17 protein-coding genes and 5 tRNA genes are annotated in these 22,542 nt (G+C 38.1%); all 22 read right to left on the reverse strand.

The annotated features are described in order from the left end of the window. Positions 1 to 49 precede the first annotated feature (49 nt). Entirely contained in the window at positions 50 to 4,351 is a 4,302-nt protein-coding gene (rpoC, locus tag BXY75_RS15700) for a DNA-directed RNA polymerase subunit beta' (protein WP_121908737.1), read from the reverse strand. A gap of 73 nt (positions 4,352 to 4,424) precedes the next feature. Beyond that, positions 4,425 to 8,237 (reverse strand): DNA-directed RNA polymerase subunit beta, encoded by a 3,813-nt coding sequence (gene rpoB / locus BXY75_RS15705; protein ID WP_121908738.1) that lies wholly within the window; start codon positions 8,235 to 8,237, stop codon positions 4,425 to 4,427. Positions 8,238 to 8,375: 138 nt separating this feature from the next. Next, entirely contained in the window at positions 8,376 to 8,750 is a 375-nt protein-coding gene (gene rplL / locus BXY75_RS15710; protein WP_121908739.1) for a 50S ribosomal protein L7/L12, read from the reverse strand. A gap of 56 nt (positions 8,751 to 8,806) precedes the next feature. After that, on the reverse strand, positions 8,807 to 9,328 hold the full coding sequence (gene rplJ / locus BXY75_RS15715; RefSeq protein ID WP_121908740.1) for a 50S ribosomal protein L10: 522 nt from the start codon (positions 9,326 to 9,328) through the stop codon (positions 8,807 to 8,809). Between the two features lie 12 nt (positions 9,329 to 9,340). Then, positions 9,341 to 10,036 carry a 50S ribosomal protein L1 gene (rplA, locus tag BXY75_RS15720; protein ID WP_121908741.1) on the reverse strand — a complete coding sequence of 232 codons (696 nt, stop codon included), beginning with the start codon at positions 10,034 to 10,036 and terminating at the stop codon, positions 9,341 to 9,343. Between the two features lie 21 nt (positions 10,037 to 10,057). Next, complete coding sequence (gene rplK, locus BXY75_RS15725; RefSeq protein ID WP_121908742.1) at positions 10,058 to 10,495, reverse strand: 50S ribosomal protein L11; 438 nt, start codon at positions 10,493 to 10,495, stop codon at positions 10,058 to 10,060. Positions 10,496 to 10,566: 71 nt separating this feature from the next. Next, positions 10,567 to 11,121: a transcription termination/antitermination protein NusG gene (gene nusG, locus BXY75_RS15730; RefSeq protein ID WP_121908743.1), complete on the reverse strand. Its 555-nt coding sequence runs from the start codon at positions 11,119 to 11,121 to the stop codon at positions 10,567 to 10,569. Positions 11,122 to 11,130: 9 nt separating this feature from the next. Beyond that, positions 11,131 to 11,316 (reverse strand): preprotein translocase subunit SecE, encoded by a 186-nt coding sequence (secE, locus tag BXY75_RS15735; RefSeq protein ID WP_121908850.1) that lies wholly within the window; start codon positions 11,314 to 11,316, stop codon positions 11,131 to 11,133. A 417-nt stretch (positions 11,317 to 11,733) separates the two neighbouring features. Then, positions 11,734 to 11,806: transfer RNA gene (locus tag BXY75_RS15740), tRNA-Trp, on the reverse strand. A 137-nt stretch (positions 11,807 to 11,943) separates the two neighbouring features. Then, on the reverse strand, positions 11,944 to 13,131 hold the full coding sequence (gene tuf, locus BXY75_RS15745) for an elongation factor Tu (protein WP_121908744.1): 1,188 nt from the start codon (positions 13,129 to 13,131) through the stop codon (positions 11,944 to 11,946). Between the two features lie 55 nt (positions 13,132 to 13,186). After that, positions 13,187 to 13,258 (reverse strand) — tRNA-Thr (locus tag BXY75_RS15750). A gap of 235 nt (positions 13,259 to 13,493) precedes the next feature. Continuing rightward, a tRNA-Gly gene (locus tag BXY75_RS15755) sits at positions 13,494 to 13,566 on the reverse strand. A gap of 251 nt (positions 13,567 to 13,817) precedes the next feature. Beyond that, positions 13,818 to 13,899: transfer RNA gene (locus BXY75_RS15760), tRNA-Tyr, on the reverse strand. Positions 13,900 to 13,940: 41 nt separating this feature from the next. Continuing rightward, positions 13,941 to 14,014 (reverse strand) — tRNA-Thr (locus BXY75_RS15765). A gap of 100 nt (positions 14,015 to 14,114) precedes the next feature. After that, positions 14,115 to 14,417 (reverse strand): ribosome hibernation-promoting factor, HPF/YfiA family, encoded by a 303-nt coding sequence (gene hpf / locus BXY75_RS15770; protein WP_121908745.1) that lies wholly within the window; start codon positions 14,415 to 14,417, stop codon positions 14,115 to 14,117. Positions 14,418 to 14,522: 105 nt separating this feature from the next. Further along, entirely contained in the window at positions 14,523 to 15,413 is an 891-nt protein-coding gene (locus BXY75_RS15775; protein ID WP_121908746.1) for a tyrosine-type recombinase/integrase, read from the reverse strand. Positions 15,414 to 15,763: 350 nt separating this feature from the next. Next, positions 15,764 to 15,958 (reverse strand): 30S ribosomal protein S21, encoded by a 195-nt coding sequence (gene rpsU, locus BXY75_RS15780; protein WP_093145197.1) that lies wholly within the window; start codon positions 15,956 to 15,958, stop codon positions 15,764 to 15,766. Between the two features lie 92 nt (positions 15,959 to 16,050). Then, positions 16,051 to 17,481, reverse strand: a complete 1,431-nt coding sequence (locus tag BXY75_RS15785; protein ID WP_121908747.1) for a carboxypeptidase-like regulatory domain-containing protein — start codon at positions 17,479 to 17,481, stop codon at positions 16,051 to 16,053. A gap of 74 nt (positions 17,482 to 17,555) precedes the next feature. After that, positions 17,556 to 18,722, reverse strand: coding sequence for an acyl-CoA dehydrogenase family protein (locus BXY75_RS15790; protein ID WP_121908748.1), 1,167 nt, complete (start codon positions 18,720 to 18,722; stop codon positions 17,556 to 17,558). Positions 18,723 to 18,790: 68 nt separating this feature from the next. After that, positions 18,791 to 19,681: a ComEA family DNA-binding protein gene (locus BXY75_RS15795; protein WP_121908749.1), complete on the reverse strand. Its 891-nt coding sequence runs from the start codon at positions 19,679 to 19,681 to the stop codon at positions 18,791 to 18,793. Positions 19,682 to 19,764: 83 nt separating this feature from the next. Then, positions 19,765 to 21,462: an alanine/glycine:cation symporter family protein gene (locus tag BXY75_RS15800; RefSeq protein WP_121908750.1), complete on the reverse strand. Its 1,698-nt coding sequence runs from the start codon at positions 21,460 to 21,462 to the stop codon at positions 19,765 to 19,767. A 99-nt stretch (positions 21,463 to 21,561) separates the two neighbouring features. Further along, positions 21,562 to 22,536 carry a potassium channel family protein gene (locus BXY75_RS15805; RefSeq protein ID WP_245962994.1) on the reverse strand — a complete coding sequence of 325 codons (975 nt, stop codon included), beginning with the start codon at positions 22,534 to 22,536 and terminating at the stop codon, positions 21,562 to 21,564. Positions 22,537 to 22,542: the final 6 nt, after the last annotated feature.

The raw sequence follows: 22,542 nt of genomic DNA on the forward strand, positions 1-22,542 counted from the left end.
AAGTTGTAACCTATTTGATCCGCTATGCAAATCAAATAGGCACACTCACTTAGTTATAGTTCACTTCTTGCTGTTCGCGAGTCATTTCTTCAAGTTCTTCCTTAGATCCTACAATAATAGTATCATATTTTCTCATACCGGTACCGGCAGGAATTCTATGTCCTACAATTACATTCTCCTTCAGACCTTCAAGATGATCGACCTTACCACTTACAGCCGCTTCATTCAATACCTTGGTAGTTTCCTGGAAGGAAGCCGCAGAGATAAATGATTTTGTCTGCAAAGAAGCTCGTGTAATACCTTGCAAGATTGGTGTTGCCGTTGCTGGAACCGCATCACGTCCTTCGATTAAAGTTAAATCGGCTCTTCGTAAGATAGAGTTTTCATCACGTAGTTCACGTGGTGTAATAATCTGTCCTTCTTTGATAGTTTCCGATTCACCTGCATTGGTTACCACTTTCATTCCGAAGATCTTATCGTTTTCTTCAATAAAATCATCTTTATGAGCTAGTTGGTTTTCCAGGAAGGTAGTATCTCCAGAATCAACGATCTGAACTTTACGCATCATTTGACGTACCACTACTTCGAAATGCTTGTCATTAATCTTCACCCCTTGCAGACGATATACCTCTTGAACTTCATTCACTAGATATTGTTGTACTGCTGAAGGGCCTTTAATTCTAAGAATATCTTCCGGAGTAATAGATCCATCAGAAAGAGGCATACCTGCTCTTACGTAATCATTCTCCTGAACAAGAATCTGATTCGATAATTTCACCAAATACTTCTTGATCTCTCCTAATTTAGACTCAACAATAATCTCACGGTTACCACGCTTGATTTTTCCGAAGGAAATAACACCATCAATCTCACTTACTACAGCAGGATTAGAAGGGTTACGCGCTTCAAATAATTCAGTTACACGCGGAAGACCTCCAGTAATATCACCAGACTTGGCAGATTTACGTGGAATCTTCACTAAGATCTTACCAATCTTAATTTTATCACTATCGTCTACCATCAAGTGAGCTCCCACCGGTAAGTTATAAGAACGAATTACTTCGTCTTTCTTACCAAGGATCTGTAATGTTGGTATCTTCTTCTTATCTCTTGATTCAGAAATTACTTTCTCTTGGAAACCTGTTTGTTCATCAATTTCCACTTGATAGGTAATACCTTGCTCGATATTCTCGTACTTGATCTTACCGGCAAATTCTGAAATAATCACACCGTTGTATGGATCCCATTGACAAACAGTATCATCCTTAGAAAGTGAATCCCCGTCTTTTACAAAAATGGTAGATCCATAAGGAATGTTATTTGTACTTAAAGTAATCCCTGTCTTCTTATCAATTAATTTGATTTCTGAAGTACGTGAAATTACAATATCAATAGGTTTACCTTCATTATCTTCCCCTTTTACAGTTTTAAGATCTTCTATTTCGGCTTTTCCATCAAAACGAACAACAAGTTTGTTTTCTTCGGAAATGTTACCTGCAATACCACCTACGTGGAAAGTACGAAGTGTTAACTGTGTACCCGGCTCACCAATAGACTGAGCGGCTACAACACCAACAGCTTCACCTCTTTGTACCATTTTGTTGGTAGCAAGGTTTCTTCCGTAGCACTGAGAACAAATACCCTTCTTCGCTTCACATGTCAATGCTGATCGCACTTCCACACTATCGATTGGAGAATTTGCTACTTTGGCAGCAACATCTTCTGAAATATGATCTCCTGCCGCAACAAGAAGTTCTTTTGTCAATGGATGAACAACATCATACAATGCAGTACGTCCAACGATTCTATCTGATAAAGTTTCAACAATCTCTTCATTCTTCTTAAGTGCCGATACTTCAATACCTCTTAGCGTTCCACAGTCTTCGATGTTAATAATCACATCCTGAGAAACATCCACCAAACGACGTGTCAGGTAACCTGCATCTGCCGTTTTAAGTGCAGTATCCGCAAGTCCCTTACGAGCACCGTGAGTAGAAATAAAGTATTCAAGAATTGAAAGTCCTTCCTTAAAGTTCGAAAGAATCGGGTTTTCAATAATCTCACCACCACCTGAATTCGATTTCTTCGGTTTTGCCATCAATCCACGCATTCCGGTTAACTGGCGAATCTGTTCTTTAGATCCACGCGCTCCGGAGTCAAGCATCATATACACAGAGTTAAACCCTTGCTGATCCTCACGAATACGCTTCATAGAAAGCTCGGTAAGTTCTGCATTGGTCGCTGTCCATATATCAATCACCTGATTGTAACGCTCATTGTTAGTAATAAGACCCATGTTGTAGTTGGCAATAATACCATCTACCTGAGTATTTGCACTATCGATCATTGATTGCTTTTCAGCAGGAATAATAATATCCCCTAAGCTAAATGACAATCCACCTTCGAATGCAAACTTATACCCCAATGTTTTAATTTCATCTAAGAAAGCCGCTGTAATAGGTACACTAGTTTTAGCCAAAATACCACCAATAATATCTCTAAGAGATTTCTTAGTTAATACAGCATTGATATAACCAGCTGCTTCAGGTACCTTTTCGTTGAAAAGTACACGTCCTAAAGTTGTAGTTATGATTTGGAAAACAAGTTCTCCTGCTTCGTTAAAATCCTTCGTACGGATCTTAATTTCAGCATTCAAATCTACTTTCTTCTCGTTGTAAGCTATTACGGCTTCTTCCGCAGAATAAAAAGTAAGACCTTCACCAATTACAGGAACATCCTTGGTCGATTTTCTAAGCTTGGTCATATAATACAGACCCAAAACCATATCCTGTGAAGGTACTGCCACCGGCGAACCATTTGCAGGGTTAAGGATATTGTGAGACGCAAGCATTAATAATTGACATTCAAGAATCGCCTCTGGTCCTAATGGTAAGTGAACCGCCATCTGGTCACCATCGAAATCCGCGTTAAACGCAGTACATACTAATGGGTGTAACTGAATAGCTTTTCCTTCAATTAATTTAGGTTGAAACGCCTGGATTCCCAAACGGTGTAAGGTAGGCGCACGGTTTAGCATTACTGGATGCCCTTTAAGAACATTTTCCAGGATATCCCAAACCACCGGCTCTTTCTTATCTATAATTTTCTTCGCAGACTTCACAGTCTTTACGATTCCTCTTTCAATAAGCTTTCTAATCACGAAAGGCTTATAAAGTTCTGCAGCCATATCCTTTGGGATACCACATTCGAACAATTTTAATTCAGGTCCAACAACAATCACCGAACGAGCAGAATAATCCACACGCTTACCAAGTAAGTTTTGACGGAAACGACCTTGCTTTCCTTTTAAGGAATCAGAAAGTGATTTCAACGGACGGTTACTGTCGGTTTTTACTGCTGAAGATTTTCTTGTATTATCAAACAATGAATCTACAGACTCCTGAAGCATACGTTTTTCATTACGTAAAATTACTTCCGGTGCTTTTATCTCCATCAATCGCTTCAAACGATTGTTACGGATAATTACACGTCTGTAAAGATCATTTAAATCTGATGTTGCAAAACGACCTCCATCAAGTGGCACTAAAGGACGTAATTCCGGCGGAATAATTGGCACCACCTTCATGATCATCCATGCAGCTTTGTTCTCACGATTCTTGTTAGCATCACGAAGTGCTTCCACAACCTGAAGACGTTTAAGTGCTTCAGTTTTACGTTGCTTTGAAGTTTCGTTATTTGCTTTATGACGTAGTTCGAACGACAAACTATTTAAGTCGATTCTGTTTAAAAGATCTATCAAACATTCAGCACCCATTTTGGCGATGAATTTGTTCGGATCCGTATCGTCTAGGTATTGATTTTCCTTCGGAAGTGTTTCAAGAATATTTAAATATTCTTCCTCTGTAAGGAAATCTAGTTTTTTAACAGGCTCTCCTTCTTCATTCTTTGCAATTCCCGGCTGAATTACTACGTATCTTTCGTAGTAAATGATCATGTCGAGTTTCTTAGAAGGCAATCCTAATAAATATCCTATTTTGTTTGGTAAACTTCTAAAGTACCAGATATGTGCAACAGGCACTACCAAATTGATATGCCCAACACGGTCACGTCTTACTTTCTTTTCAGTTACCTCTACCCCACATCGGTCACAAACGATTCCTTTGTAGCGAATTCTTTTATACTTACCACAGGCACATTCATAATCCTTTACAGGACCAAAAATACGCTCACAGAAAAGTCCGTCACGCTCTGGTTTGTGCGTACGGTAATTAATTGTTTCAGGCTTTAGAACTTCCCCACGAGATTCCGCTAAAATAGACTCAGGCGAAGCTAACCCAATAGAAATCTTATCAAATTTCTGTACTGTGTTTTCTTTATTATTTCTTGCCATGTTTTTACAGTATTCAGTGATCAGTAATCAGTTGACAGTGTGTACTGCCGACTGATTACTGTTTACTATTTTTTTATTCTTCTAATCTAATATCAAGTCCTAAACCTTTCAATTCGTGCATTAACACGTTGAATGATTCCGGAAGTCCCGGTTCTGGCATTGCTTCACCTTTTACGATCGACTCGTAAGTTTTAGCTCTACCAATAACATCATCAGATTTTACTGTCAGTATTTCACGTAATGTTGCCGATGCACCATAAGCCTCAAGTGCCCATACTTCCATCTCTCCAAAACGCTGTCCACCAAATTGGGCTTTACCACCTAATGGTTGTTGCGTAATTAATGAGTATGGTCCTATAGAACGAGCATGCATCTTATCGTCTACCATGTGTCCAAGTTTCAACATATAGATCACCCCAACAGTTGCTGGTTGATCAAAACGTTGACCTGTTCCACCATCATACAGATACGTATGTCCGAATCTTGGTATACCAGCCTCGTCAGTAATTTCGTTGATCTGATCTAAAGTAGCACCATCAAAAATTGGAGTAGCATACTTGCGACCTAATTTCTGACCTGCCCAACCTAATACGGTTTCATAGATCTGACCAATGTTCATACGAGAAGGTACCCCAAGCGGATTCAACACGATATCTACCGGTGTTCCATCCTCAAGGAAAGGCATATCTTCCTGACGAACGATACGGGCAACAATACCTTTGTTACCATGACGTCCCGCCATCTTATCCCCTACTTTCAACTTACGTTTCTTAGCGATATATACCTTGGCTAGTTTTAAGATACCTGCTGGCAATTCATCCCCAACAGAGATCGTAAATTTCTCACGACGAAGGTTTCCTTGTAAATCGTTTTCTTTAATTCGGTAGTTGTGCATCAAATCGGCAACCAATAGGTTGGTTTCGTCATCTGTTGTCCATGTTCCTCCAATCAAGTGAGTATAGTCTTCAACTACATTCAGCATTTTCAGCGTAAACTTCTTACCTTTTGGGAATACTATTTCACCAAGGTCATTCATGACCCCTTGTGCAGTTTTTCCTCCAACGATTGTAAATAATTTTTCTACTAATACGTCCTTAAGCCCATCGAATTTACCGTCGTACTTTACTTCAAGTTCTGCGATATCTTCTTTGTCTTTAGCTCTTTTACGTTTATCTTTTACTGCACGTGCAAACAACTTTTTGTTGATTACAACACCATGTAATGAAGGAGAAGCTTTTAAAGAAGCGTCTTTTACATCACCGGCTTTGTCACCAAAGATAGCACGAAGTAATTTTTCTTCAGGAGTTGGATCACTTTCTCCTTTTGGTGTAATCTTACCAATAAGGATATCACCAGGTTTTACTTCAGCACCAACGCGAATCATTCCGTTTTCGTCAAGGTCTTTTGTCGCCTCTTCGGAAACGTTAGGAATGTCATTTGTTAATTCTTCGTTACCTAGCTTAGTGTCTCTTACCTCAAGAGAATACTCATCAATATGAATCGATGTAAAAATATCATTACGTACTACTTCTTCAGAAATAACGATCGCATCCTCAAAGTTATACCCTTTCCAAGGCATAAAGGCTACTTTCATGTTTCGTCCAAGTGCTAGTTCTCCTTTTTCAGTTGCATAACCCTGACATAAAACCTGTCCTTTCTGAACTCTGTCACCTTTCTTAACGATAGGCTTCAGGTTGATAGAAGTACTTTGGTTTGTCTTTCTGAATTTTACTAACTGATAGGTTTTTGAATCACTATCAAAACTAACCATACGCTCATTCTCGGTACGGTCGTATTTAATAGTAACTTCATTTGCATCAACGTATTCAACAGTTCCATCTCCTTCTGCATTGATCAATACTCTAGAATCTGAAGCTACCTGACGCTCCAATCCAGTTCCAACAATTGGAGAATCTGCGATTAATAAAGGTACCGCCTGACGCATCATGTTAGATCCCATCAAGGCACGGTTTGCATCATCATGTTCCAAAAATGGAATTAAAGAGGCCGAAATAGATGAAATCTGGTTCGGCGCAACATCAGTATAGTGAACCGTTTTCGGGTCTACTAACGGGAAGTCACCTTCCATACGAGCAATTACCTTATCAGTATCGATGGTTCCATCTTCTTTGATAGGAATATTCGCTTGTGCGATTAATTTCTCTTCTTCTTCTTCAGCTGAAAGGTATATCGGCTCATTTTTAAGGTCGATTTTACCATCATTTACTTTACGATAAGGAGTTTCGATAAACCCAAGGTTATTCACTTTTGCATATACCGAAAGTGAAGATATCAAACCAATGTTTGGACCTTCAGGTGTTTCGATTGGACAAAGTCTTCCATAGTGAGTATAGTGAACATCACGAACCTCAAATCCTGCTCTTTCACGCGATAAACCTCCTGGTCCTAGTGCTGATAAACGACGCTTGTGCGTAATTTCAGCAAGAGGATTAGTTTGATCCATAAATTGAGAAAGCTGGTTTGTTCCGAAGAAAGAATTAATAACAGAAGACAGAGTCTTTGCATTAATAAGGTCAATCGGAGTAAACACTTCGTTATCACGTACATTCATACGCTCACGAATAGTACGCGCCATACGCGCTAGTCCAACGCCAAATTGCTGAGACAACTGCTCACCAACCGTACGTACACGACGATTTGAAAGGTGATCAATATCATCGATCTCAGCTTTAGAGTTGATCAACTCAATTAAATATTTAACGATAGTAATGATATCCTCTTTGGTAAGCACCTGCTTGTCCATTGCGATATCAAGACCTAACTTTTTATTCATTCTATAACGTCCTACTTCACCTAAATTATATCTCTGATCTGAGAAGAATAATTTATTGATGATTCCACGAGCGGTTTCCTCATCGGGCGGTTCAGCGTTACGTAATTGTCTATAGATATGTTCTACCGCTTCCTTTTCGGAGTTAGTAGGATCCTTTTGAAGCGTATTATGAATAATCGCATAATCTGCTAAATGGTTATCTTCTTTATGTAAAAGGATGGTTTTTGAACCTGAATCCAAAATCTCATCGATATGATCTTTTTCAAGAACAGTATCACGATCCAATACAATTTCGTTACGCTCAATAGATACTACTTCACCAGTATCCTCATCAACGAAATCTTCGTGCCATGTTTTAAGTACACGGGCAGCTAATTTGCGACCCAAGTATTTTTTAAGTCCTGTTTTTGAAGCTTTAATTTCTTCAGCTAGGTCGAAAATTTCAAGGATATCCTTATCTCTTTCAAAACCGATAGCACGGAAAAGCGTCGTAACAGGTAATTTTTTCTTTCTATCGATATAAGCGTACATAACGCTATTGATATCGGTAGCGAATTCAATCCATGATCCTTTAAAAGGAATTACACGGGCAGAATATAATTTGGTTCCATTCGCGTGGAATGATTGTCCGAAGAAAACACCAGGTGAACGGTGTAACTGTGACACAACAACACGCTCAGCTCCATTGATACAGAAGGTACCACTAGGTGTCATATAAGGAATTGTACCTAAGTAAACATCCTGAACAATAGTTTCGAAATCCTCATGTTCCGGATCTGTACAGAATAATTTTAGACGTGCTTTTAAAGGCACACTGTACGTAAGTCCACGTTCAATACACTCCTGAATGGAATATCTTGGCGGATCTACGAAATAGTCTAAAAACTCTAATACAAATTGATTACGCGTATCGGTAATCGGGAAATTCTCTAAAAAGGTCTTGTAAAGTCCTTCTTGGCCTCTTTCTTCTGATTTGGTTTCCAATTGGAAAAAATCCTGGAAGGATTTGATCTGAATGTCCAAAAAGTCGGGATAATCCGGCTTATTTTTTACAGAGGAAAAATTCAATCTTTCAGTTTGCGTTGCTGACATCTATGGACGGAATTTTAATTAAAAAAACATTGTGCGCGTATTGAAAATAGTGTTAACCATTATATACGCAAAATGGTTTAGGTCTAATCCGGCTATTGCGGATAAGACCTAAACCTTAAGGTTTGGTACGTTGGGAGCTTACTTAAGCTCAACCTCTGCTCCAGCTTCTTCTAACTGTGCTTTAAGTGCTTCAGCTTCGTCTTTAGATACACCTTCTTTAATTGGAGAAGGAGCATTATCAACTAATTCTTTTGCGTCTTTAAGACCAGCACCAGTTAATTCTTTAACTAGTTTTACTACTGCAAGTTTAGATCCACCGGCTGCTGTAAGAATAACATCAAATTCTGTTTTTTCTTCTTCAGCTTCACCAGCAGCACCTCCACCAGCGGCAACAGCTACAGCTGCAGCAGCAGGCTCAATACCGTACTCGTCTTTTAATATAGTTGCTAACTCATTAACCTCTTTTACTGTTAGGTTAACCAATTTTTCTGCGAAATCTTTTAAATCTGCCATTTTCTATCGTTTTAATAATTTTAATTTATAATGTAATTTAATTAGTGCTTAAAGTATTAACCTTCTCTTTCCGATAAGGTTTTAACAATTCCTGCGATTGTGTTGCCACCACTCTTAAGAGCAGAGATAACATTTTTAGCAGGCGATTGAAGTAATCCGATGATGTCTCCAAGAAGCTCTTCTTTTGATTTGATGTTAACCAAGTTGTCCAACTGATCATCACCTACATAAACTGCTTCTTCGATAAACGCACCCTTCAAAACAGGCTTTTCAGATTTTTTTCTGAATTCCTTGATAATTTTTGCAGGAGCATTTCCGGTTACAGAAAACATTAAAGAAGTATTTCCTTTAAGTGTTCCCGTTAATTCACCGAAGTCTTTATCGGAACTTTCCATTGCTTTTGCAAGCAACGTATTTTTAACTACTGATAATTGAACATTAGCCTTGAAACAAGCACGACGTAAATTTGAAGTGCTATCGGCATTAAGTCCAGAGATATCTGCTAAATAAATTATAGGATTCTCTGTTAATTGAGCAGTTAAGGTCTTAATTACTTTTGATTTTTCTTCTCTTGTCATAATTCCTATATTTTACTGCTCAGTAAACCTTTTAGTATCAATTTGAATACTCGGACTCATAGTACTTGACATAAAAATACTTTTCATGTAAACACCTTTAGAGGCCTGAGGCTTCAATTTCATAAGGGTAGTTAATAATTCTCTTGCGTTTCCTGCGATTTTCTCAGCATCGAAAGATGCTTTTCCAACTGCTGCGTGTACAATACCAGTCTTATCAACTTTAAAGTCGATCTTACCAGCTTTCACATCAGAAACGGCCTTAGCGACATCCATAGTTACTGTACCAGTCTTTGGGTTAGGCATTAATCCACGAGGTCCTAAAACACGTCCTAATGGCCCTAATTTACCCATAACACTTGGCATAGTTACTATCACATCAACATCTGTCCAACCTCCTTTAATCTTATCGAGGTACTCATCTAATCCAACATAATCTGCACCGGCTTCTTTAGCTTCAGCCTCCTTATCGGGAGTAACTAATGCTAACACCTTTACATCTTTACCTGTACCATGTGGTAAGGTAACAACCCCTCTTACCATCTGGTTCGCTTTACGTGGGTCTACATTAAGACGCACTGCAAGGTCCACAGAAGGATCAAAGTTAGTGTTGGAGATTTCTTTTATTAAAGCAGAAGCTTCTGCAACAGAGTAGACTCTCGCCTCCACTTTCGCAGTATTTTCTTTTTGCTTTTTTGTTAATCTTGCCATTTTATAGATTCTTTTTGATGATTAAAAAGGTGCAGCACCTTTTATTTTCACACCCATTGATCTTGCAGTACCAGCTACCATTTTCATAGCAGACTCAACGGTAAATGCATTTAGATCGGGCATCTTATCTTCCGCGATAGTCTTCACTTGATCCCAGGAAATAGTTGCTACTTTCTTAATGTGTGGCTCTCCAGACCCTTTTTTGGTCTTAGCAGCTTCAAGGATTTGTACCGCAGCAGGAGGAGTCTTAATTACAAAGTCAAAAGACTTGTCTTTAAAAACTGTAATCTGAACTGGTAATACTTTTCCTTGCTTATCCTGTGTTCTAGCATTAAACTGCTTACAGAACTCCATGATATTCACACCAGCAGCACCTAAAGCCGGTCCAACTGGTGGCGATGGGTTAGCAGCGCCTCCGCGAACTTGCAACTTTACTACTTTACTGATTTCTTTTGCCATTCTAATTAATTTAATGTGGTTTTATTCTGAAGTGGAAGCCTAAGAAAAAAACCTATTATAGCGTGTAACAATTAAACTTTTTCAACTTGCATATAGCTTAGTTCAAGTGGAGTTTTTCTTCCGAAGATCTTCACCATCACTTCAAGCTTACGCTTTTCTTCATTTATTTTCTCAACATTCCCGTTAAATCCATTAAACGGTCCATCGATCACTTTTACAGTCTCTCCAATCACAAAAGGAATATTCACATTGTCATCTTTTACAGACAACTCATCTACCTTCCCTAACATCCTATTCACTTCCGACTGTCGCAACGGCACCGGCTCTCCACCTTTAGTTTCCCCTAGGAATCCTATCACCCCGTTGATTGATTTTATTATATGCGGTACTTCTCCGGCCAAACTTGCTTGAACCATAATATATCCAGGAAAGTAAACACGTTCTTTGTGTACTTTTTTTCCGTTGCGGATCTGTACTACTTTTTCAGTAGGCACTAAGACTTGCTCAATGTAGTCAGCAAGATCTAGGCGTGTTATCTCAGATTCGATATACGCTTTAATCTTGTTCTCCTGTCCACTAACTGAACGAACAACATACCACTTTTTTGTACTTTTAATTTCTGTCATCTTGAATTATTACTTAATCAAGTCGAAATAATAACTTATAACTTTACTGAACACCGTGTCTATTCCCCAAACAGCCAAAGCCAATATCACAGAAAAGGCTGCTACAATAACAGTTAGACGTTGCGCCTCAGACCAAGGGGTCCAGGTAACGTGATTTCTCAGTTCGTTATAAGATTCTTTAAGATAATTTACCATCATTTGCTGTTTAATACATTCTATTCAAACAAGCTCACTTAACTTCGGAATGTGCTTTGCACAATCTTATTTCAGTGTAAACTTTGTCGTGACTCTCAAATAATTTGAAAGCCGCTTTGTAAGCTCTATTTCTTCCGAAGCTATCATACTTCAAAAAAAACTATTTCAATACTTGCACACTTCGACTACGCTCAGTGTAAACTTTCTTCGCGACTCTTCAAATAAAAAGAGTTCTCGATTCAAGCTCAATTTCTTCCGAAGCTATCATACTTCAAAAAAACTATTTCAATACTTGCACACTTCGACTGCGCTCAGTGTAAACTTGTTGAGAGACTCTTCAAATAAAAAGGAGTTCTCGATTCAAGTTGTATTTTCTTCCGAAGCCTTTCAACTTCAAAAAAACTATTTCAATACTTGCACGGGTTGAGAGACTCGAACTCACGACACCTGGTTTTGGAGACCAGTGCTCTACCAACTGAGCTAAACCCGTTTATACTTATCGGATCACCCACAAAACCTATGCTTTTCGCTAAGCCCTGCCTATCGACAGGCAGGTAAACCCGTTATAAAAGTCAAGGCGTCCGCCAAATTGGAGGACACCTTTACTTTTTTTATACTATGACTTAATTAGTCTAAAATCTCAGTAACCTGACCTGCTCCTACAGTTCTACCACCCTCACGGATTGCAAAACGAAGACCAATAGTCATTGCGATAGCTTGAATCAATTCAACGTGAATTGTTAAGTTATCACCAGGCATTACCATTTCAACTCCATCAGGAAGAGAAATATTTCCTGTTACATCAGTTGTACGTACGTAGAACTGTGGACGGTAGTTATTATGGAATGGAGTGTGACGTCCACCTTCTTCTTTCTTAAGTACGTAAACCTCAGCTTTAAACTTAGCGTGTGGTGTTACTGAACCAGGCTTAACGATTACCATACCTCTTGAGATTTGAGACTTCTCAATACCTCTTAAAAGGATACCAGCATTATCTCCTGCCTCACCTCTATCAAGAATCTGACGGAACATTTCAATACCAGTAATAGTAGATGTCAATTTTTGAGCACCCATACCAATGATCTCTACAGGATCTCCAGTGTTTGCTACACCAGTCTCAATACGACCAGTTGCAACAGTACCACGACCTGTAATAGAGAATACATCTTCAATAGGCATTAAGAAAGGCTTATCAATCTCACGTAATGGCTCTTCAATCCAAGTATCAACAGCTTCCATTAATTGTAATACAGTATCAACCCATTTTTGCTCACCGTTCAATGCACCAAGTGCAGAACCAGCGATAACAGGTCCGTTGTCACCATCATACTCGTAGAAAGAAAGTAGATCTCTGATCTCCATTTCTACAAGCTCAAGTAATTCTTCATCATCAACCATATCCACTTTATTCATGAATACAACGATACGTGGAATACCTACCTGACGACCTAAAAGGATGTGCTCACGTGTTTGTGGCATTGGACCATCTGTAGCAGCAACTACAAGAATAGCACCATCCATTTGAGCAGCACCAGTAACCATGTTCTTTACGTAATCGGCGTGACCAGGACAGTCAACGTGTGCGTAGTGACGATTAGCTGTCATGTACTCAACGTGTGAAGAGTTGATTGTTATACCTCTTTCTTTCTCTTCAGGAGCGTTGTCAATTTGATCAAAAGATCTAGCTTCTGAATAACCAGCATCTGCCATTACTTTTGTAATAGCAGCAGTTAATGTTGTTTTACCGTGATCTACGTGTCCAATAGTACCTACATTTAAGTGAGGTTTCGAACGATCATATGTTCCTTTTGCCATGTTGTATTAATTTAATCTTAGTTATATATTAGTGTTCACTTTTCTTTTCAATTTGAGCCAATGATGGGAATTGAACCCATGACCTCTTCCTTACCAAGGAAACGCTCTACCCCTGAGCTACACCGGCTTATTGGGTTACAGGATTAGAGTTTAAGGTTATAGTTCAATTACAGACTTTAAACTCAAAAATTATAATCAGAAATCAAACACTAAATATGATTACTAATTATTAGAGCGGGAGACCAGGTTCCCTTCGACTCCACTCACGTTTCGCTCAGGACAGGCTACTCACCCTATCATTCTAACAAATTTAAAAATCTACAATACAATTGTAAAAATTCAATAATTGAAAGAACCATTAGAGCGGGAGACCAGGTTCGAACTGGCGACATTCAGCTTGGAAGGCTGACGCTCTACCAACTGAGCTACTCCCGCTTTTGAAAATTCCAAAATTTCAAATCACAAATTCCAACCGTGGAATTTTAGAAAAGAAAATCAAGGATTCTCTTGGTATCAATATTTCAATTCTCATTTTAACATAACTTACAAAATCCTTTTGGGATTTGAAAGTTGTTTATTTGAGTTTTATAAAATTCTTGCCTTCGCAGAAATTTTATGTGGGGAGAGCAGTCCCGAAGCGTCGGGAGAACCTGCAAAGATCCTCATTCAGCTTTACGCTCAACTAGTGGGGAGAGCAGGATTCGAACCTGCGAAGACGTAGTCAGCAGATTTACAGTCTGCCCTCGTTGGCCGCTTGAGTATCTCCCCTCAAGTCTTAAATATTTCTAAGAACTATTTGCCTTTTTTAGAGCCGATGGAGGGACTCGAACCCACGACCTGCTGATTACAAATCAGCTGCTCTAGCCAGCTGAGCTACATCGGCTTTTAAGACGACTTTTTAGCCATAAAAAAGTCCGCTATTTCTAACGGACTGCAAATGTATAGAAATTATTTTTTCTACAAAACTTTTTTCTAAAAATTTCTTATAAAAAAGCTCTTTGTTTTTGTTTGCGCTTTTTTAGTTGTCGTTCTAAAGATTGAACACATTCGTCTGTGCCTTCTTCAAAAGTTTTAGCTTCTTTTTTGACAATCAGATCACCACCGGGAATACTCAATAAAATTTCGACCGTTTTATTTTGTTTTTCACTAGTCTTTTGAACCTTTAAAAAAACATCTGCAAAAATTATCTTACTGTAAAATTGTTCTAGCTTCGAAAGTCTTTTTTCAATAAATAAAATCAGGGCATCCTTGGCCGCGAAATTTGGTGTCTGTACGTTCACTTTCATTATCATTTAATTTTGGGTTATTAAAACATATAAAAGCCCCGAATTCAATACTTACTTTGAGTTAAGTATGGACCGAGGTTCAATTCATATAGTATCTTATTAATTTTATTTAGAATTTCGGGGGTGAGAATCTGTGTATACTTCCTTTAATTTAGCAATACTGTTGTGCGTATATACTTGAGTAGAAGCAAGACTCGAATGCCCTAGCAATTCTTTTACTGCATTTAAATCGGCACCCTGATTGAGAAGGTGTGTTGCAAAAGAATGCCGTAAAATATGCGGACTCTTTTTTACCTTTTCAGATGCTTTACTAAAGTATGTATTTATTACTCTGTAGACAAGCGTTTCGTAAATTTTAACGCCTTTTAACGAAAGGAAAAAATAGGAATTGTCAGCAATCTTATCCAAACCATTTCTAAAGGCTAAATATTGTTCAATCGTTTCAGCTACGGAAGGCAATAAAGGTATAATACGCTCCTTGTTCCTTTTCCCCAATACTTTGATGGTTTTCTGAGACAATGACACATCGTTTAACTGAAGATTCACTAATTCGGCTCTTCGGATTCCGGTGGAATAGAAAAGCTCTACGATTAATCGATTTCTAACGCCATTAAAATCATTTGCTCCTTCCATCATTTCCAATACTTTTTCTATCTCTTTTTCTGAAAAAGGGATTTGTACTTTCTTTGAAGTTTTTAACGCCTTGTGTTTTACCAAAGGTGATACTTCAATTTGAGATGTCTTCAGAAGAAATTTATAATAGGTTTTTAAGGATGAAATCTTTCTGTTAATACTTCGGTTTGAAATACCCGCATCAACCAATGAAACAATCCAACTTCTAATCACCGAATAGTTTACTTCCCTTATGTTTTGATATTCGTATCCTTCCGAAGCGAATAATAAAAAAGTCTCCAAATCATTGAGATAAGCCTTCACGGTATGAGGCGAATACTTTTTCTCTAAGTTGAGATAATCTGTAAAATCCTGGAAGGGCATTGATTTAGTTATTGGTCTTTAGTAGTTAGTGGTTAAGTTTTCAGTCTCAGTGTTCAGTTTACAGTGTTCAGTGTTCAGTGTTCAGTGTTCAGTTTATAGTAAAAAAAATCATTATTTACTGAGACTGCAACTGCGACTGAGACTGAGACTGAGACTGCAACTGCGACTGCAACTGCATCTGCGACTGCAACTGAGACTGAGACTGAGACTGAGACTGAGACTGCAACTGTTCATGAACAATTGATGATTTGTTAAAGATACGACAATGACCTAGCTGACTGAAAAATAAAGGCATAAAAAAACCACCGGACGAAAATGTGCGGTGGTGTATCTATTAAGAATTAAATTGCTTAAATTTCTTCAGCGTCTCTAAGTCCTTGAATATATTGTGCTTTCTGAATCTGAGCTCTACGTACAACAGATGGCTTTGAAAAAGCTTGTCTTGAACGCAATTGTCTCATTGTTCCTGTACGATCGAACTTACGCTTGAAACGCTTCAATGCTCTATCGATATTCTCTCCGTCTTTTATTGGTATAATTAACATAGTGTCATAACCTCCTCTCTTTTGGACGGCAAAGATATAAAGATTTTAGATATGAGATCTTAGATTTTAGATTTTTTATTCGAAATGATTATTTATTGCTTAAACAAGGTAGCTCGCTTGCTCAAATCCTGTATCAGTTTTTCCTCTTCTTCACTTTCTAATAAGACATTGTAATTCTTCCAGAACTCTTTATTATAAGGTCTTTGCATAAAAATATCTTCAGACCAAGGTTGTTGCAGCGCTTCGGAAATTAATTCAGGATCCTGGATGGTTTCAGTAAAGAGAATTTCCTGAACCGTATTGTAAAATTGTTCTTCTCGTTCCTTTTTTCGTTCCTCATCCGTTTTATATAATTTATCTGAAGACCTATCACCTACGTTCACAAGTTTCGGGGTTTCATAATAGAAATACTTCGGATACATTTTTTCCTGATATTCCATATAAGTGATCACCAACTTATGATTGTTTAAAGTACCGAAAAGACTTTTACTTCGCCTTTTTTGCTTGTCTGAAGATGCAATTAGATCATACTCAATTTTCTTAATTGCATAGCTATCCCAATAAATATACAACCAGCCATGAGGCTCAAATCCTTCGTTGTAGATTCGTTTTGTATTTAAACCTACATATTCCTTTCCTTTTAATATTTCAATCTTATACAGCTTACGTCCATTATCAACTAAAATCGTATCTAGTCTAAACTGATGATGCTGTAGCACATTTTCACCAAACAGTGCATCTCCCATGTTTGCGTTTCGCATCAAGTTTAGTCTGCCCTTAAAAAGCTGTCCGAGCCCATTTACACGATCATCATTCCATTTAATAGCTTCCACCAAGGTAGCAGTCGCTATTGTATCTCTACGAAGCTGTTTGGCGCTCATTTTAAACTCTCCTGAAGTATTCCTCAAATAGGAACTATACGCGTACAAACTATCCACATCCCTTAGATCGTAACTCTTTCTGTTTTCATCTACGTTTATTTTCAGGTTATCTTCCGCGCCCGAAGCATAACTGGAATCGTATATAGTAATCGCGCTTTCAATAAGCCATTTGTATTCTCTCTTATTTTTCTCTTTATGGCGTAAAAATCCCTTCTGTAAATATGGTTGCTCAGGAAGGTTATTTGGAAGTCTTTTTATGGCTCTTAAAACAATATCATTACCTGTCTTGGGACGGGTGTCTGCAATTAGAATTACCTCATCAAGTGACGCCATGTCTTCCTCTAAAAATATATCTTCGGCTGCATTATAATCTTTTACCGCAGTTCTAAAACTTTTAAAACCAATAGAAGATATAACCAATGTGTCATTGACTCTTGCTTGAGGAACGCGCAACACAAAATTTCCATCTGTATTACTTACTGTACCAATCGTTGAATTCTCAATATAGATACTGGCGCTTTCGATTGGCTCATAGGTTATGAAATCGACAACCTTACCTTTCAGCTCCTTTTGCGAGAATGCATTTATACTTAAAAGGCAGGCTAACAAACCAACAAAAAGTCTTAATTTACTATACTTCATCTGCTATATAAAATTTGAATTACAACTACCAACTTACAAAAACAAGGCCAATAGTATATTATAGAAGTGGTCGCTTAGGTTGCAGGCTTATACTCGACATTATCGATTACCATTTTGGAAATGATCTCACGAAGAATTTCCGAAGTTCCACCACCTATAGGTCCTAATCGGCTGTCGCGAAGCAATCTTGCCATCGGATAATCTTCCATATAGCCGTAACCTCCTAAGAATTGAAGACATTCGTACATTACTTCATCGGCAACTTTGGTCGAAATCAATTTAGACATAGTAGCTTCTTTTACCACATATTCGCCGTCATTAAGACGCTTAGCGGTTACATAATTAAAAGTTTTACACACTTCAACTTCACTAGCTAGTTGTGCTACTTTATGACGTAGTGCCTGAAACTTAGAAATTGGTTTTCCGAAGGCAACTCTGTCCTTCATATATTGTATAGCATACTCGAGTGCAAATTCACTTCTCGCATGTGCGTTGATTCCCATAATAAGTCGCTCTAACGCAAAATGCTGCATAATGTATGGAAAACCCTTGTTCTCCTCTCCCATTAAATTTGCTGCGGGAATAACCACATTTGTAAATGCGATCTCTCCTGTATCACTGGCACGCCATCCTAACTTGTCCAGTTTCGTAGCTGCAATACCCGGCGTATCTCTATCCATGACAAAAATACTAATCCCTTTATTCCCAAGCTCGGGAGCAGTTTTGGCAGCAACAATCAAGTAATCACTATAGATTCCATTGGTAATAAAGGTTTTTGAACCGTTTATTTCATAGGTATCGCCTTTTTTTACAGCAGTGGTTCTCATTCCACCTACATCACTTCCTCCAAAAGGTTCGGTGATACACAAGCATCCAATTTTCTCTCCTGAGACACTTGGTGTAAGATACTTTAGTTTTTGCTCGTGATTTGCTTCTTTATTTAAATGTGTCATTGCCAAATATGCGTGAGCCCACATGGCAGCTGCAAATCCACCGGAATTTACTTTTTGCATTTCTTCAAGAAAAATCACGGTATAAAAAAGATCAAGATCCAACCCGCCATAAGCTTCCGGAGTAGCTAAACCAAAATAGCCCATCTCACCAAATTTTTCCCAGATAAACCGATCTATAGTTCCGGTTTTTTCCCACTTTTCAATATGTGGGACCACCTCTTTTTGAAGGAAATCTTTGAAACTCTTCCTAAAAAATTCGTGTTCTTCTGTAAAGTATAAAGTATTCATATTTGTTTTATAAGGTTGGTAAAATCGAGGCAGAATAATGCTAAATCAACAATCAAATTAGCCCTTTTTTAGTCAATTGACAAATATAGTTGAATTAGGCGTAATTTTAACGGACTCAGCTTGTCAATTTTTTCTAATTCTGAAAAGCTTTCGATACGCTCTCTAAGGCGTATTGCTTCCCAAATCTCTTTTGCCAGATCGAAAGAAATTCCGGGGATGGTTGCTATATCTGAAGCTGAAGCCGAATTGATATCCATCTTTGTTATTTCTTTGGGAGTTTTAACCGCGAACAAATGTAGTGTTCTTTTCACCACCGACTCGTTTAGTCCCCAAACACTATATAGTTGAATATCGTTAGAAAAACCTCCAATCTTATCACGATAAGCGATAATTCGACTGCTCAAAGCCACTCCAATTCCGCTAACTTTTTGAAGTTCTTCTGAAGTTGCGTTATTCAGATCTGTTTTCTGATCGAAAGCTAAATCTACGAACCCTTTTTCTATGCTTTTAGATTTGTAACTGTTCCGTTTTGGTTTCGGATTAGTAACCCAATCCGGGAATTTAAAATACGGACTAATGTCGGCGAGCAACGAATCTGAAACCTGAGTCACTCGTTTAAAATCTGCTATGGAATTAATCCAATTATTGTTGCTTCGGAAATGCTTCAATCGATCAAATTCTTCAGGCGACATACCTAAGGTATAGGCTTTATAATCTGTGACGAAATTTGGGTTAAACGGATAGCGTTTCGGTTTACGGGCTTCAATTTCGGCTATTTCTAAGGAATCCAATTCCTTCCGAAGTAAAACAATTTCAGAAGAAGAAATATCTAAAATGTCTTCCGAAGAGAAATCATACAAATGATAAATAGAAATTAGCGCTAAAATAAGAGACACCAAAAGCAAAATCCCACCTCTTTGACTTCTATTGAAGATAAGGTGGGATTTTAAATTTTTCATGCTCCTGGCTCAATTAAGCTGGGAGTTGAAAATCTTTAGTCTAGGTTAAATATACAAATTAATTACATTTTTACAAGCTGTGATTAATCTTCTATTGCCGATTTTTTAAGTTTTATTGCATCAAGATATCTTTTCAATTGCTTTTTCACAACCGGGAACAGGAAGAATAAACCTACCATGTTCGGGAAGATCATCGCAAAGATCATCGCATCTGAGAAATCCCATATAGATCGCATATTTGCTGCTGCACCAACAACAACAAAAACTAGAAATAAAATTTTGTAAACCATATCTGCCGTTTTTCCTCGACCAAATAGGTATTTCCATGATTGCAGTCCATAATACGACCATGAAATCATGGTTGAGACAGCGAATAAAAATACTGCAACGGTTAAAAACACATTAGAATAAGGTATAAATTGGGCAAATGCAACGGAAGTAATTCCCGCGCCTTCGTAAGAGACACCATCAATTATGGCGACTCCGGCTCCTGTTACGTCACCATATTCAAAGTAACCACCGAAGTTAAATATGATAATTACCAATGCTGTCATCGTACAAATTACAACAGTATCAATAAACGGCTCCAAAAGCGCTACTAATCCTTCACTAGCAGAATACTTAGTTCGCACTGCCGAGTGAGCAATAGAAGCAGAACCGGCTCCGGCTTCGTTCGAGAATGCCGCACGTTTAAATCCTACAAGCAATACTCCAATGAAACCACCAACTCCAACTGCCTGTGGTGTGAATGCTTCAGAAACAATAAGGCTTATTGCATCATCGATAAGTGTGAAATTACTTAGAATGATGTACAAACATGCCACTAAATAAAGTATCGCCATAAACGGAACTACTTTTTCTGTAACTGAGGCAATACGCTTAATCCCTCCAATAATAATAATTCCAACTAGAACGGCTATTGCGACACCAATCCAAAATCCGGCTGCTGTACTTTGTAAATTAAATAATTCTTTTAGTACGATGGTCGCCTGATTGGATTGGGCTGCGTTTCCACCACCAAAAGATCCACCAATACAGAATATTGCGAAAAGTACTGCTGTTATTTTTCCTAAGGTCGCAAAACCTTTTTCTTTAAGTCCTTTACTTAGATAGTACATTGGACCACCATAAACAGTTCCATCGGGGCCAACATCACGATACTGAACTCCTAAAGTACATTCTACGAATTTCGTTGACATTCCTAACAATCCACAAATGATCATCCAGAAAGTTGCTCCAGGTCCTCCCAATGCAATTGCCAAGGCAACACCGGCAATGTTTCCATTTCCTACGGTTCCTGAAACTGCTGTTGCCAAAGCTTGGAAGTGACTTACTTCACCATCTGAGCTTTCATCCCTTATGGTATCTCTAATATCACCATCTACTGCCAAATTATCATCTAAGGTACCAATGTGATGATCGATATCATCTACCTTATTCATATCAATACCTTGAGCTACGCCTCCTTCACCATACAATTCTTTGGCTCCAAATTTTTCGATGTCTTCATATTTTCCTCTAACGGTTTGAATCGCTCTCCAGAAATATCTAAAATTTGGAAAACCGAAATAAATGGTAAAGAACAACGCACTTGCAACTAATAAAATCAGTACAAATGGTGTCCCACCGCCTACTTCAAAGAAAATTACGTTGGAAAAGAAACTAGATATAGGCGCAAAAGCCTCATCGATCTTTTGATCAATACCGACCTCTTCTGCTTCTTGTGCAAAAGCTAGTAGTGGTGTAAGAATTGTAAATAAGGAAAGAAGAAATTTCTTCATAATGTTCTATGTAAGATTAAAGTTGTTTTTTCAGCTTAGCAAGATGCTAAAAAAAAATTGCGAATTCAAGTTTTCGTATGTTAAGTTGCTAAAGAATTGTTAAACATTATACATTTCTTTTAAACTATCAATCTGATTGGGTGTTCCGATTAAAATTAATTTAGAGTCTTTTTTTATAACCAATGAAGGTTCAGGATTTACCAGATATTCACCAGTTGGAGATTTGTAGCCAATTATTGAACATCCTGTTTTTCGTCTAAGATCCAGATCCGAAATAGCCTGTTCTTTACCATTGGGGCATACTTTTTCAAAAGGCACTTGCTCCACATTTATACTGTCATTTTCGCCAGAAACGGTAAGATTATCGAGAAATTCGACAAGATCGGGAACAACAACCAAAGAGGCCATATGATCGCCTCCAATTTTATCGGGCATAATTACATTATCGGCTCCGGCCAGTTTAAGTTTGCGATAGCTGGTTTCCTCGGTGGCCCGGCTAATTATTTTAAGTTCTTTGTTCATTTGTCTTGCAGATAGTACGATAAACAAATTATCGGCATCGCTAGGTAACGCGCAAATTAATGTTCCAGCCTTCTCTATTCCGGCGGCCTTTAAGACCTCATCATCAATGGCATCACCCTGAACAAACAGCAGTTTATCATCTGAAAAACGTTCAACAAGCTCATCATCTTTTTCAATCACAATGAATTGTTTTTTGTAGTCGATCAGTTTCTGAACGGCTTGCTTCCCATTTCTCCCATAGCCACAAACTACGACATGGTTTTGCATTGAATCTATTTTTTTCTGCACTGTCTTCTGTCTTAGGTTTCCAAAATTGTTTTTGCTGATAACGTATTCTGTAACGGTAGAGATCGCATATCCCACTATAAATATACTCGAAAGAATAAAGATTGATACAAATATTTTTTCTGTGGGGCTTAAAGGATGCAGCTCACCAAATCCAACAGTGGTAATGGTTATCACCGTCATATACAAAGCATCTACCCATTCATATTCAAAAAAGAACCTGAAACCCAAAACGCCTGCGAGAAAAACAAGCACTAGTAATGACATTGCTGC

Source organism: Ulvibacter antarcticus, from assembly GCF_003688405.1.
GTDB lineage: Bacteria > Bacteroidota > Bacteroidia > Flavobacteriales > Flavobacteriaceae > Ulvibacter > Ulvibacter antarcticus.